This is a genomic window from Halomonas sp. AOP7-E1-9, from assembly GCF_052376035.1.
In the GTDB taxonomy this organism is placed as follows: Bacteria; Pseudomonadota; Gammaproteobacteria; order Pseudomonadales; family Halomonadaceae; genus Vreelandella; species Vreelandella citrativorans.
In genome coordinates this window covers 26,512-40,150 of record NZ_JBQSVC010000025.1, presented here as the reverse complement: position 1 = coordinate 40,150, position 13,639 = coordinate 26,512, and the positions used below count along the sequence as shown (strand labels likewise).

Genomic DNA, 13,639 nt, shown 5'->3' with positions numbered 1-13,639 from the left:
TATGGCGTTAGCAACTCGACGCCACGGCAAGGTCGTTCGCTTGGCGCTACCGATCATGTTGGGCATGCTTTCTCAGAGCATGCTCAACATCATTGATGCCGCACTGGTGGGGCATTTAGGCCAGGTCGCGCTGGCGGGTGTGGGTGTGGGTGGTTACGCCATGTTTATGCTCACCGCCCTGGTGTTTGGTCTCTCTTCAAGCGTTCAATCGCAAACGTCCCAGCGCCTTGGAGCGGGCTGTGAGTATTCGGCTCAGCCTTTACAGGCAGGCGTTGCGGTTGGCTTGGTAGTTGGGCTGCCGCTATCGCTGCTGGCCTGGTGGCAAGCGCCTGCCCTGCTGCATTTGATAACGCAGGTGCCTGAGATTCAGCACGTGGCGGTTGATTACTTTCGCTGGCGCGTTGTTGCGCTTACCGCTATTGCATTAACGCTATGTTTTCGTGGTTATTGGAATGGCCGCCAACAGACACACCTTTATCTGCGCATTATTATTGTCGTTCAGCTGTTTAACGTAGCGGCCAGTAGCGGGCTGATCTATGGCCTGTTTGGGCTACCTCGTATGGGGGCAAGCGGCGCAGGCGTAGGTACAACTCTCTCGATGTTTTTAGGCCTTTTTATCTGGCTTTGGGTCACTGTAAGACAGCACGACCAGAATGGCTTTTTGTTCAGCCTACCGACGTTCGATACGCTGCGCACAACGCTAGCACTTGCTCTGCCTCATTCCCTACAGCAGATATGTTTTGCGGCGGGCTATGTGGTGCTTTTTTGGTTGTTAAGTCGTATGGGGACCGCAAGTGTTGCGGTTGGGCATGTGTTGGTTAACTTGTCATTATTGCTAATCCTGCCGGGTGTGGGTGTGGGCGTTGCTGCCATGAGCCTGGTAGGCGAAGCATTAGGCCAGGATGATCAAAGGGCGGCCCATCGGTGGGGGCTGGATGCGCTGGGCGTTGCCGGTGTGCTGCTCACCCTCTTGGCACTGCCAATGCTCGTATTCCCGATGCAGGTACTCAGCATTTTCTTTTCCAGCCCCGAGCTTATCGCCCTGGGCACGCTGCCCTTACAAATTACCGGTGCAATGATTGTGCTGGATGCGGCGGCGCTGGTGCTGGCTCAGGCATTGATGGGCGCTGGCGCGCAGCGTACGGTGATGCTGCTGACCTTAAGCATGCAGTGGCTTTTGTTTCTGCCCCTTGCCTGGTGGGTTGGGATTGGTTTACAACAAGGCCTGCTTGGGGTTTGGCTGGTACAGATAGTTTATCGGCTTGCCAACTCGGCGGGTTTTTTATGGATTTGGCAGCGTAAGCGCTGGCTAGCTCCCAATGTTTTAAATATCGTTTAGCGATAAAAAGATAATTATATATTCTTTTGTAGAATATGAAACACGCGTTAAGGTAACACTACATTAATGTCCGCCTTGACGTGACCATTTCGCTTTTTAGCAGGATCGTGCCACATGTACCGTTACGATATTCACGACCAAACGCTTGTTGATGAGCGCGTTGCTCAATTTCGCGATCAGATGAACCGCTATCTGGCGGGTCGACTCAGCGAAGAAGAGTTTCTTCCTTTGCGGGTACAGAACGGTTTATACGTTCAGCGCTATGCTCCCATGCTGCGGATCGCCATTCCCTACGGCATGCTGGCTTCCTATCAGTTGCGTAAGTTGGGGGACCTAGCGCGTGACTTTGACCGCGGGTACGGTCACTTTACAACGCGTACCAACCTGCAGTTGAACTGGCCTAAGCTTGAGACGGTGCCGGATATGCTGGCGGAGTTGGCAACTGTCCAAATGCATGCAATTCAGACAAGTGGTAATGACATTCGTAATACCACGACTGATCAATTTGCAGGTATTGCGGAAGACGAAGAAGTAGATCCTCGCCCCTGGTGTGAGCTGATACGCCAATGGTCGACATTTCATCCTGAATTCGCTTATCTGCCGCGCAAATTTAAAATTGCCGTGACCGGCGCTGAGCAAGACCGTGCAGCCATTCAGGTTCACGATGTAGGGTTACGCCTATGGCGTGATGATGCGGGTGAAGTGCGCGTAAAAGTTCTCGCGGGCGGCGGTCTGGGCCGCACACCGCTAATCGGTGAAGTTGTTTGTGAAGACTTGCCTTGGCAGCACTTGCTTACGTATCTGGAGGCTCTGGTTCGCGTTTATAACCAGTTTGGCCGCCGGGACAACAAGTTCAAAGCACGGATCAAGATACTGGTCAAAGCGCTAGGTGTCGAAGAGTTTAGCCGCCGAGTAGCCGAGGAGTGGGCGCATCTTAAAGATGGCCCTCAAACCTTAACGCCTGAAAGTATTGAGCGGGTTGCAGGATACTTTGTTGATCCTGACCGCCGCCCGGTAAGTGACGACGCTATAGCGGCTATTGATGCACTGCGCCAGGAAAATCGTGCTTTTGGCCGTTTTATGACCAACAATGTTCAGGGGCATAAAGTTAAAGGCTATAAAGCGGTGACGCTGTCACTAAAACGCAGCGGCCATTCACCGGGTGACGTTACCTGGGAACAAATGCACCAGATAGCGGACCTGGCAGACAAATATAGCTTCGGCGAGCTTCGTGTAACTCACGAACAAAACCTGGTGCTTGGTGATGTACCTGCCGATCAACTGGAAGCACTATGGCACGATCTGGAAGCACTAGGCTTGGCAAACCCCACGGTCGGTACACTGGCAGATCTTATCTGCTGTCCGGGGGGGGACTACTGCGCGCTTGCTAATGCGAAGTCAATCCCTGTGGCACAGTCAATTCAAGAACGCTTTGAAGACCTGGACTTCCTGTATGATCTCGGCCCGCTGGATCTTAATATTTCAGGCTGCATGAATGCCTGCGGACATCACCATGTAGGCCACATCGGCATACTAGGCGTCGATAAGAAAGGTGAAGAGTGGTACCAGATTTCGCTGGGTGGTGATCAAGGCAACAGTGCCGCTTTGGGCAAGATTCTTGGCCCATCCTTTAGCCGTGAAAATGTGCCTGATGTGATTGATAAGCTGCTAAACGTTTACGTGGGTGAGCGTCATAGTGGCGAGACTTTCCTGGACACTTACCGTCGTATCGGCCTGAAGCCTTTTAAGGAGCGCGTTTATGCTTAACCAGCCTTCTTCTGAAGAGAACCTGCCATTCGAGACAGATCTGGTAGAACGCCAACGTCCTTACCTGTTTCGCGGCCAAGAAACGCAGGATAGCTGGACGTTAGTACGCGATACTGAAACAAACGCAACAGTATCTGACGCGCATACCATCGTGCCGCTCTCAATCTGGCTTGATAGCACTTCAGAGGGCAAGCTGACAGCTCCCTGGTTGCCTGCGGATACCGAGCTGACACCAGAGTTGTCTGAACGCCTTTCAAGCGCGCCATTAATTGCAATCGATTTTCCAAAATTCACTGACGGCCGTGGCTATAGCCTGGCGCGCCTACTAAGGGAGCGCTATGCCTACCAGGGTGAAGTGCGTGCCATTGGCGATGTGCTGGTTGACCAGCTGTTTTTTATGACCCGCTGTGGATTTGACGGACTTTCGCTTCGAGAAGACCAGTGGGTCGAAGATGCTCTGCGAAATCTGCATATTTTTAGTCGCGCTTATCAGCCTGCGACCGATCAACCCGAGCCGCTGTTTCACTTGCGCCAACAGGCAACCAATAAGGTAGCTTCTTACGCTTGATAGCGAAGCACACAGTGAATGCCCCTGCTTTCAGGGGCATTTTTGTTGTTATCCTTTCCTTTTTTGCTGGCGCTCACGGTTATTGGCTTTCGCCCGTTGGCTTTTGCGCAGCATCACCCACGTAGCGCCAAGCCCGCCTTCGGAAGGCTGGGCAGAGACATACGCCTGGACCTCTTCAAACTGGCCAAGCCACTTGGCCAGGTAAGAGCGCAGCACGTTGGCTGGGCTGTCCAGTTCGCGCCCTCTTCCATGCACAATCATGACCGAACGCAGGTCATGCGCATAGGCTTCCTGAATAAACGGAAACAGCATGCGGCGACATTCAGCCAACGGCCGACGCAATAAATGAAGTTGTGCCTGTACGCTATATCCTCCATGCCTTAATTTATCGACAACGCCCTGCTGAATGCCTTCTCGACGGTATTCGATAGGATCAAAAGGGGGCAGTAAATCAACAAAGTCATCGGATAGAAAATTACGTTCACTAAGCTCTTCTTGAGCGCTTTCTCTGCGTGCAAGCTGTGCAGCAGAAGGCTTCCTCCGGTGATTACCTGCGTCGGCCTGATTACTACGTGCCAACGGCGTTACATCACCCACAGAGGCTCGGAAATCCATATCATCACGAAGTGGCTGGTTCATTGCAGGCTCCTCCGATAAGGTCTACCTCTATCCTAGCAAACCATATCGTATTGCTTAAGCAGATTGCTCAACACTTGCTTAAGGGAGAACGGCACGCCAGGCTATCCCACTCACGTTTTTAAAAGGGCAACGGATGGGCTGGGTTAAAAAAACAGTCGCTCTGGCAGGTTTATTACTGCTGTCAGCGGCCACATGGCTATGGCTAACCCTGTTAAGTCCCTGGCTCTATTCCCCGCCTGATGAGGTACAAACGGTAGAGCAACGCACACATCAGCTGTTTGTGTATGGAACGCTACGTTATCCACTGATTCGCTGGTTAGTCGCTGGCAGTTTAGGCAGTCCAGAACCGGCGGTCCTTCCAGGGTATCAGCGTCACGATCTGGACGTCGCTCCCCAGCCAGGTAGCCACGTCGAAGGCCTAAAATTAACCGTGACGCCGGAAGCGTTAAGGCGGCTTGATCGCTATGAACGCTTGGGCGTTCGGTACGAGCGCGTTAAAAAACGGTTAGCCGATGGAAGCGACGTCTGGGTTTACGTCAGGTTACCCGAAACCAGCTACCATCTTTTAAAGCCATCTCCTGCCAAGTACATAGCTCTGATACCATAAGGCATCAGGCAGGGCTTTTATCGGCGTTCTTCCAGGACCAAGGAAAATTTATGAGTAACACCACCCCTTACGTATTGGTTCTTTATTACTCTCGCTCAGGGGCGACGGCCGACATGGCCCGTCAATTGGCTGCAGGTATTGAAAGCATTGCGGGTATTGAAGCGCGTTTACGCACGGTGCCTCCAGTTTCAACAACTTGCGAGGCCGTCGCGCCGGAAATCCCTGAGGAGGGAGCGGTGTATGTTGAACTTGATGATCTGCGTAACTGCAGCGCGCTTGCCTTGGGTAGCCCCACGCGCTTTGGCAATATGGCCGCTCCCTTAAAGTATTTCCTGGATAGCACAAGCAGCTTATGGATGAACGGTGCTTTGGTCGATAAACCAGCTTGTGCATTTACATCGACCTCCAGCCTACACGGCGGCCAGGAAAGTACGCTGCTGACCATGTTAGTGCCCTTGTTGCACCACGGAATGGTCTATGCAGGTATTCCCTATAGTGAAACGGCCCTGTTAAGCACCCAAGGCGGAGGCACGCCTTACGGTGCCAGCCATTTGGCAGGCCCGCGTAGCGACCGTTCGGTGGATGAACATGAACGAGCACTATGCGTGGCACAAGGCAAACGACTGGCTAAACTAGCAGTAGCGCTTAATGTCATGCGCCAGGGGACATCATGAAGCAGTGGCTAACTAGCCTGGAGCAGCGCCACGGCATAAATACGTTAACACTGCGTGCTCGGCAGTGTGTATTGATCAGTTTTACGCTGCTCTTGCTGCTGGTTATTTATCGTGGCTTTACATTGCAAAGCGATACGTTTGATTGGCGGCCTATAGTGGCCTTTATTTTACCGCTGGTGCTTTTTTTACCTTCCATTCTTGGCCAGCGTGCACGTGGCCATGCCTGGCTCGCCTTTGTCAGCCTTCTCTACGTTACACAAGGTGTCATGCTAGCCGCTGTACCCGGGCAAACGGTGCATGGCATTGTGGAAGCGCTCGTATCGCTGGCGCTTTTTGTAGGTTGCATGGGGTACGCACGTTTTCGTAGCCAACAACAGCGCCAAACAGGTAAGTGAACGTTTTGGGCGTTATCTAAAGAGTGACGAACGTTATTAAAATTCAGGGTACTATTAAAACTTAGGGAGTTCCGCTAATGACTCGCAACATAGCCGACATTCGGCGTGATTACGAAGGTGGCAGGCTTGATGAAACCCATGTCACTCAAGGGCCTTTCGTGCTGTTTGATGAGTGGTTTAGCCTGGCCATGGAGAAGGAGGACAAAGACGCCAATGCCATGACGCTTGCAACAGTGGATAGCCAAGGGCGGCCGCATGCACGCGTTGTATTGCTGAAAGGATTTGATGAGCAAGGTATGGTGTTTTACACCAATTATCATAGCCATAAAGGTAGTGAGCTGAGCAATGTGCCGTTTGCGGCAATGACGTTTTGGTGGCCATCACTTGCTCGCCAAGTGCGTATTGAAGGTTCCGTCGAACAGGTTGCGCCGGATGAATCGGATGAGTACTTTGCCAGCCGCCCTCGCGGTAGCCAGTTAGGCGCCTGGATTGCAACGCAAAGCGTTGTCATTCCTGATCGTAACTGGATTGAGGAGCGTCAGAAACGCTTTGAACAGGCCTATGAGGGGCAAGAAATCCCGCGGCCCATCCATTGGGGCGGCTACCGCCTGCAACCTGACATGATTGAATTTTGGCAGGGCCAGCCCAGCCGACTACATGACCGTATACGTTTCGAGCGTCGCGATGGTGGAGAGTGGAGCCAGTTCCGCTTGGCCCCATAACCCTATAAAGATCGCTCATTATTGTTCAGCGCAGGTCTGTTTCGGTGATACGTTAATTAGGCAGGCCTGCTGTAGTGGTGATGTAAAGGTGGTGCACTTGGCCGAGTTAATCGGGCAGGCTTTCCAGGCGAAGGCGTTGCCACTCGCTTTCGGGTTCATTTAAGCGTAGGACAGCATCAATCACCTGTTCTTCCATGTTATAGCGGCACGTGAATCCCAAGTGTTTCATTAACGCCCGCATAGGGTGGTTATCGACCATGATTTTGCCTATCATTTCGAGCGTGCCGATATGCGTGCAGTAATTGACCATCTTCTTCATTAGCAGACTGCCAATCCCAAGCCCTTGTAAATCATCGCGGATGATCACCGAAAACTCGGTGCGTATATTGTCAGGGTCGTTCCACACACGCACAACGCCTAACATCTCTTTACGCCCATCTGCGTGCTGGTGCTCGGCGATAAATGCCATTTGTCGATCATAATTAATATGTGACAAAACCGATAAATCGCGCTGAGTGAGGTTGGACTTATTGTGGAAGTATCGGAAACGAATACTCTCTTCCGATAGCTGACGGTGAAAGGCGGTGATTAAAGGCGCATCTTCGGCCCTGATAGGGCGTACCTCTACCTGCCAGCCGTTTTTCAGTGTTACCCACTCTCGCAACTCTTCCGGGTATGGCATGATGGCAAAGCGCGCAGGCGTGCCTAAATCCATCGCAAAATCCACCGCCAGCATGCCATCACGATTAAGCAGTAACGGGTTGATCTCCAACCCTCGCAGGTCCCCCAAATCAGATGCCATTTGCGAAAGCTTGACTAACAGCTGACATAGCCGCTGAATGTCGCGCTCAGGTTCAGCGGAGTGCTCACGAATTAAAGAGGCTGCGTGCGTCCTGCCGACGACGTCGGCCGCCAGGCTCATGTTCAACGGCGGCAGAGCGACCTGGCGGTCTGCCAAAATATTGACTTTATAACCGCCAATACCAAACACAATCAGCGGGCCGAAAACCGGGTCGCGGGTAATACCGGCACAAATCTGCATGGAGTGCTTACCCCGCTGCATAGGCTGTAAGCAGAACTCGCGAATAGTGTACTGGGGAAATTTCTCATGTACTTTATCACCCAGCTGACGTACCCCTTGCGCCACTTCAGCAGGCGTTTCCAAGTCTTGTAGCAGCCCGGCAGACATTTTATGGGGGTGTTTACGGTATCGGTAAGGCCGACAATTACCTTCATGAACCACTTTCAGAGCCATCGGCCCTTGGATTTTTTGGGCTGCAGATTCGGCCTCTTCAGGGTTGCTCAGATACACACTTGGCGCCGTAGGAATACCATACGCTTTAAGTACCTGGGCTGTTTCTGAATGACTGAGTGTCTTTCTCCCCTGCTCTTTTGCCTGGATGATCAGCGACCGACACTGGGCACGTATTTCCGAGCTGGTTGAAAATGGCAGGCTAGGTGGAATTTCATGCAGCAAGGCTTGAACACGCTGGTAAATTACCATGTGCATGAAAGCCTTAACGGCTTTTTCCGGAGAAATATAGGTCGGTATACCCGCGATATTGCAGAGATGACGGGCATTAAGGGCTTCCTTCAGGCCCATCCAACTGGTCAGCAAGTTACGCCGAAATTTTTTGCGATTATCAATTAGTGCTTGAGCTGTCACCGCTGAAGGTGCCAACCGTGTTGGGGCATGGACCACCAGCACCGCATCGACATTGGCATCGGCGGCCACAATTTCCAGCGCCTCAACAAAACGCGCGGGGGTTGCGTTGCCACCCAAGTCAACCGGGTTTTCGCCGGGCTTACTTATATCGACTTGGCTTTTATGTAGCGCCGCTTGGGTTTCCTCGCTAAACACGGCAAGCTTACCACCTGCACTAACCAGCTTATCAATCGCCAGCATGGCTGGACCCAAGCCATTAGAAACAATGGCTAACCGATCACCGCGTAGCGGCTTCATGCGCGAGAGCGTTTCCAGAGCATCCAATAGCTCATCAGAATCATCGACCCTTACCACCCCCGCGCGTGCAAACGCCGCATCGAAAACGACATCACGGTTAGCAATACCCGGCGTAGGTGCCATCCCCGAAATATCGGATTGCGGCGTACGGCCGCTTTTAATGGCAAGTACCAAGCGGTTACGCGAAGCATCGCGCACAGAGGTCATAAAATGTTGTGCGTCATTCACCCTTTCCAGGTGTAATAAGATGGCCTGAGCGGGTGAAAACTGGTTCACGTAGTCGATTAAATCCGGCAGCAAAACATCGACACTATCCCCCACCGTAATCAAGTGAGAGAACCCCACATCGCGTCCAGCGGCCCAATCAATCATGGCGTTGGCAAGCATGCCCGATTGGCCCAAGTACGCAACACGGCCCGCTTTGACAGGCTGGCTGGCGTAAGAGGCATTCAAACGCTTGCTTGGGACGATGACACCCATGCACTCTGGGCCCAACACTCGAATACCTGAGGCGATGGCGGCTTTTAACATCCGCTCACGAATAGAGCCGGTATTGTCGCTATCGCGGTCCAGGTAGGCGCCTCCGGAAAGCACCAACGCGGCTTTCACACCAAACTCACCCAAGCGTTTAATTAATTTGGGAACGCCTTTAATCGGCGAGCAAACAACCGCCAGGTCCGGCGCTTCGGGCAAGTCCGCTACACTGCTGAAACAAGGCACGCCGAATACCTGGTCATAACCTTTTGGATTGACCGCCCACAGGGTGCCTTTAAAGCCCCCCTCTTGCAGGTTATTCAGCACTAACCCACCCAGCGAGGCCGGTTTTTCAGAGGCGCCAAACACGGCTAGCGTGCGAGGTTCAAAAAAATGATGCAAAAAGCGCGTACTCAAAATTGAGCCTCCCCTGAAGTAAATAACGACGGTGTACGACTTATTGACACTGTCGCGCAAGCCCCAGAGGCGATTAAGGTGGCCTCAATACAATGGAGCGCTTGAATGATCACCTCTTACCTTACCCATCCAGACTGCTCATTGCATCATATGGGACCAGAACATCCTGAAAGTCCACAGCGTCTGGAAGCAATTCGCGCTCGCCTTTCACTTGCCGGTTTATTACAGCAGACCATGCAGTCTGATGCCAAAGAAGCCAGTTTTGAGGCGTTGGCAAAAGTACACCCGCCCCGGCACCTTAATGCTTTAGAGAAATGTGTGCCTACTGAAGACATTGTCGCCCTGGACAGCGAAACACTCATGAATCCGGATAGCTTAAAAGCTGCCCGGGTTGCTGCCGGGGCCACTATAAAAGCAGTCGATCAGGTGTTTAAGGGCCACGCTGATAATGTTTTTTGTGCTGTTAGGCCTCCCGGTCATCATGCCGAAGCAAGCGAGGCGATGGGCTTTTGCTTTTATAACAATATCGCCGTAGGTGCCGCCCATGCACGTGACGTATATGGTGCCAAGCGTATCGCTATCCTCGATTTTGATGTCCACCAGTGTAATGGAACTATCGATATTTTTAAGGGCAGATCAGATGTCCTGATCTGTACAAGCTTTCAGTACCCGTTTTACCCGTGGCGTTATCTGCGTAGTGAGTGGCACAACGTTGTTAATACGCCGCTAGAATCAGGCACTGACAGCACTGAATTTCGACGCCTCATTGAGCATCAGTGGCTACCCGCCCTTCATGCGTTTAAACCGGACCTGGTGATGATATCGGCAGGGTTTGATGCTCATCGCGACGATACGATGGCCGATATCTGCCTGGATGATGAAGACTATTATTGGATAACGCATTTGGCAATGGAGATCGCGGCGCTTTATGCGGATAACCGCGTTGTCTCTGTACTGGAAGGTGGCTACGACCCTAAATCATTAGGAAGAGGTGTGGAGGCGCATATTAGAGCCTTGCTGGGGCTACCTTTTTCAGAAGAAGGTTAAATATTCTGTACTCGCGAATACCCTGGCAGACGCTAACGCTATGTTACTATGGTCCCTATTGCTGTCTCTTATGTGACCATTATGACCGCCACTTCTGAAGAACATGCCGCACTGCGTATTGCCTCCGGCAGCAAACCGTTTGTAGAACCGCTTCTCTTGGGTGCGCGGCTCAAGCAGATTCGCTTGGCTAACCAATGGACGCTGGAAGATGTCAGCCAGCGTACCGGGCTAGCGCGCTCTACCCTTTCAAAGATTGAAAATGATCAAGTCTCGCCTACGTTTAGCGTCGTTCAAAAGCTCACCACTGGGCTTAATATCGATCTACCCCAGCTCTTTACGCCGCCCAAACGTGAACGCTATACCATGGGACGACGCGACTTAACGCGTAAAGACAAAGGGCAGCTACATCCAACGCCTACTTACGAGCATGAATTACTGGGGCACCAGCTGGCTCAAAAGCGCATGATTCCCTTTAAGACCATTGTGCGCGCACGCAACTTTGACGAATACCACCAATGGGTGCGTCATGATGGCGAAGAGTTTTTGATGGTGCTTCATGGCGATATCATGCTGTACAGCGAGTTTTATGCTCCGCTACTGCTTGTTGAAGGCGACAGCATCTATTTTGATAGTGATATGGGGCATGCACTGGTGTCTACCAGTGCTGATGATGCGGTTGTTCTGTCCGTTTGTACCCGAGGCGATTTGGCTTAACATCCAGCCTATCTTCAACTTACCGCTTCTACAGACAGTTGGTTGGTTTAGGCAGCCCGGCAAGTCGCGCTATACGTTTCGCAGGGCTGCCGGGGAAAAGCGACATTAAATACATCGACTTGCCCTTCTCTTCTCCCAGCGCATTCTTCGTGGCTTTTACCAAGGGACGCATAGCCGGCGCCGTTTCATAGCGGTTATAAAAATCACGCATTACACCAATTAATTCCCAATGTGCTTCAGTTAATACGAGCCCTTCATCGTTGGCCAGCATTTCAGCTACAGTTTTTGACCATTTCGACTGCTCTACCAAGTATCCCTCAGGGTCTAATCCAATCTCTTTATTCGAATCAAGATAACGGTATATTTTTGAATCCGACATATTAGTACCACGTAACGATTTGAGGGTGGTGCTCAGTTAACGTAACGAATCCGTTCATATCAACCATAGGTAAGCCATTCGCTGTAACGGCAGCATTTAGGCCCCACGCCGCGACATCTTCGGCTAACAGAAAGATGCGTGACTGATACGCCTGCCAACCTTCCCAGTGCGTTTTCAGCGCCGCTTGTACACCTTCTTCCGTCAGTACTACAACATCCTCTTCACCAATGGCTTGCTGCATCTGTTGCGCAGCATCGCTATTTAGCGCCTTGGTTAAAATATGCAACATACTGAGCATCCCACTAAAAATTAAGTATTTGCGCGTACTGCTGAAGAAATCCAGGCATTGTTTTAGCTTTCAAAAACTGTACATCGTCTCGCAACGTGGATGCGGGCACTCCTAGAGTGGCCAAGGTCTCTTCGGTGGTCCAAAGCTGCTCGACATCGTACATCTCCAGCATATCGATGGTGGGGAGGCTGGCTTTCTGCCCTGGCGCCCCGCTGCCCTGCTCTTTTAATAACGCCATAGCGCCCTGCCCAAGGAACAGCAGGTCTACAGGCTGTCCAAATGCGGCCGCTACCAGCGCTGTATCCAGCCCTTCTCGCAGCAGGTTGGAGCCGTAAGGAGCATGACGAATGATAACCAGCAAGCTGTTTGACTCAGCCATTAGCTCTCCTGTTAGGCAAACGTAATAAAACGATCACAGCGCTGCTGTAAGGTTAACAACTGCCCTAGCCCGGTTAACTCAAAGGGCGCATCTATATTAAACGATGCTTTACCATGACGCAGCGCTTCCGCTTCACTTGCCAAGCCACGCCTTAGTGCCGCCGCTATGCATACGTCCAGGGGAACGTTATGCGCGCGGTGTAATTCGACCCAGGCATCGTGCAGGTTAAGTTCATCCTGGGGCGGGGCCATGAGTGAAGACGCGTTGTGCACCCCTTCATGATAAAAGAATACGCCTGACAAGTGGTGCCCCTGTGCCAACAGCGTACGAGCAAACCTTAAAGCAGAGTGTGGTGCGGGGCTGGTATACGGCGCACCCATCACCAATAAACCATACTCCATTATCGTCTCTCGAATCGGATAGCCAAAAAAAGACAGACCCTACAAGTAGGGTCTGTCCGGTTACCAGCTGACAACGCTATCGGTTAGTCGTTGCTCATGATACCTAAAATTGAAAGCAGGCTGATAAACAGATTGTAGATAGAAACATACAGCGTAACGGTTGCCAGAATATAGTTCGTTTCACCAGCGCGATGAATGATCTCACTGGTTTGATACAGGATGGCCGCTGAGGCGAACAGAACAAAGCCTGCTGATACCATCAGTGACAGGGCAGGAATGTTGAAGATCAAGCCAGCAACCATCGCAAGCACTAGCACAATAGCGCCAGCCAGCAGGAAGTTGCTTAAGAAGCTGAAATCCTTCTTGGTCGTTAACGCAACCGCTGAAAGGCCAAAGAAGGTAAGGCCCGTCATTGCCAGCGCATTCATAATCAGCGCGCCACCGTTAGGGAGCGTTAAATAGGCTGAAATGATGGGTCCCAGTGTGAATCCCATAAAACCGGTAAAAGCGAAGGTGGCCAGCAAACCAGCCGCAGAATTTGCCGTTTTATGTACCAAGAACATCAAGCCGTAGGCCCCAATAAAGAACACAAAGATGTTCATTTGTTGGATACCCATAGCCACTAATGCGCCAGCGGCCACTGCTGAGAAAAGCAGCGTCATTGCCAATAATGCGTAGGTATTGCGCAGTACCTTATTGGTGCTCACGCTGTTGGCAACACCACTGGATCGTGTTTGTGCCGTGTTTAGATCGTTATAAGCCATCTACGTATGCTCCCCAAATAATAGTGCTAACAATAGACCAGCATGCCGTTACCAAGTTCCAGACGCAAGTCCTTATCGCTTCGTTCATGTAAAGTACTCAA

General features: G+C 51.8%; 16 protein-coding genes. 9 read left to right on the top strand and 7 right to left on the bottom strand.

What is annotated here, in order from left to right:
* The first annotated feature begins 1 nt into the window (after window position 1).
* From ACT3R4_RS13465 to ACT3R4_RS13455, 3 genes are all read left to right on the top strand, one after another.
* The gene (locus ACT3R4_RS13465; protein ID WP_441679310.1) at window positions 2-1,339 is read left to right on the top strand and encodes an MATE family efflux transporter; all 1,338 of its coding nucleotides are present in this window, start codon (window positions 2-4) and stop codon (window positions 1,337-1,339) included.
* A gap of 114 nt (window positions 1,340-1,453) precedes the next feature.
* Window positions 1,454-3,106 carry a nitrite/sulfite reductase gene (locus tag ACT3R4_RS13460; protein ID WP_172116641.1) on the top strand — a complete coding sequence of 551 codons (1,653 nt, stop codon included), beginning with the start codon at window positions 1,454-1,456 and terminating at the stop codon, window positions 3,104-3,106.
* The gene (locus tag ACT3R4_RS13455) at window positions 3,099-3,674 is read left to right on the top strand and encodes a DUF934 domain-containing protein (protein WP_441679311.1); all 576 of its coding nucleotides are present in this window, start codon (window positions 3,099-3,101) and stop codon (window positions 3,672-3,674) included. The genes ACT3R4_RS13460 and ACT3R4_RS13455 overlap by 8 nt, the downstream gene beginning before the upstream one ends.
* 48 nt (window positions 3,675-3,722) lie before the next feature.
* On the opposite strand, the gene smrA is transcribed toward ACT3R4_RS13455, so the two are convergent.
* The gene (smrA, locus tag ACT3R4_RS13450) at window positions 3,723-4,313 is read right to left on the bottom strand and encodes a DNA endonuclease SmrA (protein WP_172116643.1); all 591 of its coding nucleotides are present in this window, start codon (window positions 4,311-4,313) and stop codon (window positions 3,723-3,725) included.
* A gap of 133 nt (window positions 4,314-4,446) precedes the next feature.
* Here smrA and ACT3R4_RS13445 point away from each other — a divergent pair, with 133 nt between their 5' ends.
* The 4 genes from ACT3R4_RS13445 (at window position 4,447) to pdxH (ending at window position 6,711) form a co-directional block, all read left to right on the top strand.
* Window positions 4,447-4,920, top strand: coding sequence for a gamma-glutamylcyclotransferase family protein (locus tag ACT3R4_RS13445; protein ID WP_441679312.1), 474 nt, complete (start codon window positions 4,447-4,449; stop codon window positions 4,918-4,920).
* Between the two features lie 50 nt (window positions 4,921-4,970).
* Window positions 4,971-5,594 carry an NAD(P)H:quinone oxidoreductase gene (wrbA, locus tag ACT3R4_RS13440; protein ID WP_172116645.1) on the top strand — a complete coding sequence of 208 codons (624 nt, stop codon included), beginning with the start codon at window positions 4,971-4,973 and terminating at the stop codon, window positions 5,592-5,594.
* A complete protein-coding gene (locus ACT3R4_RS13435) occupies window positions 5,591-5,989 on the top strand; it encodes a DUF2069 domain-containing protein (RefSeq protein ID WP_172116646.1) in 399 nt (132 codons plus the stop codon). Before wrbA ends, ACT3R4_RS13435 begins: the two co-directional genes overlap by 4 nt.
* A gap of 77 nt (window positions 5,990-6,066) precedes the next feature.
* A complete protein-coding gene (gene pdxH / locus ACT3R4_RS13430) occupies window positions 6,067-6,711 on the top strand; it encodes a pyridoxamine 5'-phosphate oxidase (RefSeq protein ID WP_172116647.1) in 645 nt (214 codons plus the stop codon).
* 106 nt (window positions 6,712-6,817) lie between these two features.
* Here the strand turns inward: pdxH and ACT3R4_RS13425 are convergent, their stop codons facing one another.
* On the bottom strand, window positions 6,818-9,565 hold the full coding sequence (locus tag ACT3R4_RS13425) for a bifunctional acetate--CoA ligase family protein/GNAT family N-acetyltransferase (protein WP_172116648.1): 2,748 nt from the start codon (window positions 9,563-9,565) through the stop codon (window positions 6,818-6,820).
* Window positions 9,566-9,670: 105 nt separating this feature from the next.
* Here ACT3R4_RS13425 and ACT3R4_RS13420 point away from each other — a divergent pair, with 105 nt between their 5' ends.
* Together ACT3R4_RS13420 and ACT3R4_RS13415 are read left to right on the top strand one after the other, a co-directional pair.
* On the top strand, window positions 9,671-10,612 hold the full coding sequence (locus ACT3R4_RS13420; RefSeq protein WP_172116649.1) for a histone deacetylase family protein: 942 nt from the start codon (window positions 9,671-9,673) through the stop codon (window positions 10,610-10,612).
* 81 nt (window positions 10,613-10,693) lie between these two features.
* Window positions 10,694-11,326, top strand: coding sequence for a helix-turn-helix domain-containing protein (locus ACT3R4_RS13415; protein WP_172116650.1), 633 nt, complete (start codon window positions 10,694-10,696; stop codon window positions 11,324-11,326).
* Window positions 11,327-11,354: 28 nt separating this feature from the next.
* Here the strand turns inward: ACT3R4_RS13415 and ACT3R4_RS13410 are convergent, their stop codons facing one another.
* The 5 genes from ACT3R4_RS13410 to ACT3R4_RS13390 form a co-directional block, all read right to left on the bottom strand.
* On the bottom strand, window positions 11,355-11,705 hold the full coding sequence (locus ACT3R4_RS13410) for a TusE/DsrC/DsvC family sulfur relay protein (RefSeq protein ID WP_441679313.1): 351 nt from the start codon (window positions 11,703-11,705) through the stop codon (window positions 11,355-11,357).
* Between the two features lies 1 nt (window position 11,706).
* The gene (gene tusB, locus ACT3R4_RS13405; RefSeq protein WP_172116652.1) at window positions 11,707-11,994 is read right to left on the bottom strand and encodes a sulfurtransferase complex subunit TusB; all 288 of its coding nucleotides are present in this window, start codon (window positions 11,992-11,994) and stop codon (window positions 11,707-11,709) included.
* 13 nt (window positions 11,995-12,007) lie between these two features.
* Window positions 12,008-12,373 (bottom strand): sulfurtransferase complex subunit TusC, encoded by a 366-nt coding sequence (gene tusC / locus ACT3R4_RS13400; protein ID WP_172116653.1) that lies wholly within the window; start codon window positions 12,371-12,373, stop codon window positions 12,008-12,010.
* Between the two features lie 11 nt (window positions 12,374-12,384).
* Window positions 12,385-12,774 (bottom strand): sulfurtransferase complex subunit TusD, encoded by a 390-nt coding sequence (gene tusD / locus ACT3R4_RS13395; protein ID WP_172116654.1) that lies wholly within the window; start codon window positions 12,772-12,774, stop codon window positions 12,385-12,387.
* Window positions 12,775-12,857: 83 nt separating this feature from the next.
* Window positions 12,858-13,538 (bottom strand): Bax inhibitor-1/YccA family protein, encoded by a 681-nt coding sequence (locus ACT3R4_RS13390; RefSeq protein ID WP_441679314.1) that lies wholly within the window; start codon window positions 13,536-13,538, stop codon window positions 12,858-12,860.
* Window positions 13,539-13,639: the final 101 nt, after the last annotated feature.

Coding starts and splice junctions, on each gene's coding strand:
- ACT3R4_RS13465 (WP_441679310.1), top strand. CDS start 2: ATGGCGTTAGCAACTCGACGCCACGGCAAGGTCGTTCGCTTGGCGCTA.
- ACT3R4_RS13460 (WP_172116641.1), top strand. CDS start 1,454: ATGTACCGTTACGATATTCACGACCAAACGCTTGTTGATGAGCGCGTT.
- ACT3R4_RS13455 (WP_441679311.1), top strand. CDS start 3,099: ATGCTTAACCAGCCTTCTTCTGAAGAGAACCTGCCATTCGAGACAGAT.
- smrA (WP_172116643.1), bottom strand. CDS start 4,313: ATGAACCAGCCACTTCGTGATGATATGGATTTCCGAGCCTCTGTGGGT.
- ACT3R4_RS13445 (WP_441679312.1), top strand. CDS start 4,447: ATGGGCTGGGTTAAAAAAACAGTCGCTCTGGCAGGTTTATTACTGCTG.
- wrbA (WP_172116645.1), top strand. CDS start 4,971: ATGAGTAACACCACCCCTTACGTATTGGTTCTTTATTACTCTCGCTCA.
- ACT3R4_RS13435 (WP_172116646.1), top strand. CDS start 5,591: ATGAAGCAGTGGCTAACTAGCCTGGAGCAGCGCCACGGCATAAATACG.
- pdxH (WP_172116647.1), top strand. CDS start 6,067: ATGACTCGCAACATAGCCGACATTCGGCGTGATTACGAAGGTGGCAGG.
- ACT3R4_RS13420 (WP_172116649.1), top strand. CDS start 9,671: ATGATCACCTCTTACCTTACCCATCCAGACTGCTCATTGCATCATATG.
- ACT3R4_RS13415 (WP_172116650.1), top strand. CDS start 10,694: ATGACCGCCACTTCTGAAGAACATGCCGCACTGCGTATTGCCTCCGGC.
- ACT3R4_RS13410 (WP_441679313.1), bottom strand. CDS start 11,705: ATGTCGGATTCAAAAATATACCGTTATCTTGATTCGAATAAAGAGATT.
- tusB (WP_172116652.1), bottom strand. CDS start 11,994: ATGTTGCATATTTTAACCAAGGCGCTAAATAGCGATGCTGCGCAACAG.
- tusC (WP_172116653.1), bottom strand. CDS start 12,373: ATGGCTGAGTCAAACAGCTTGCTGGTTATCATTCGTCATGCTCCTTAC.
- tusD (WP_172116654.1), bottom strand. CDS start 12,774: ATGGAGTATGGTTTATTGGTGATGGGTGCGCCGTATACCAGCCCCGCA.
- ACT3R4_RS13390 (WP_441679314.1), bottom strand. CDS start 13,538: ATGGCTTATAACGATCTAAACACGGCACAAACACGATCCAGTGGTGTT.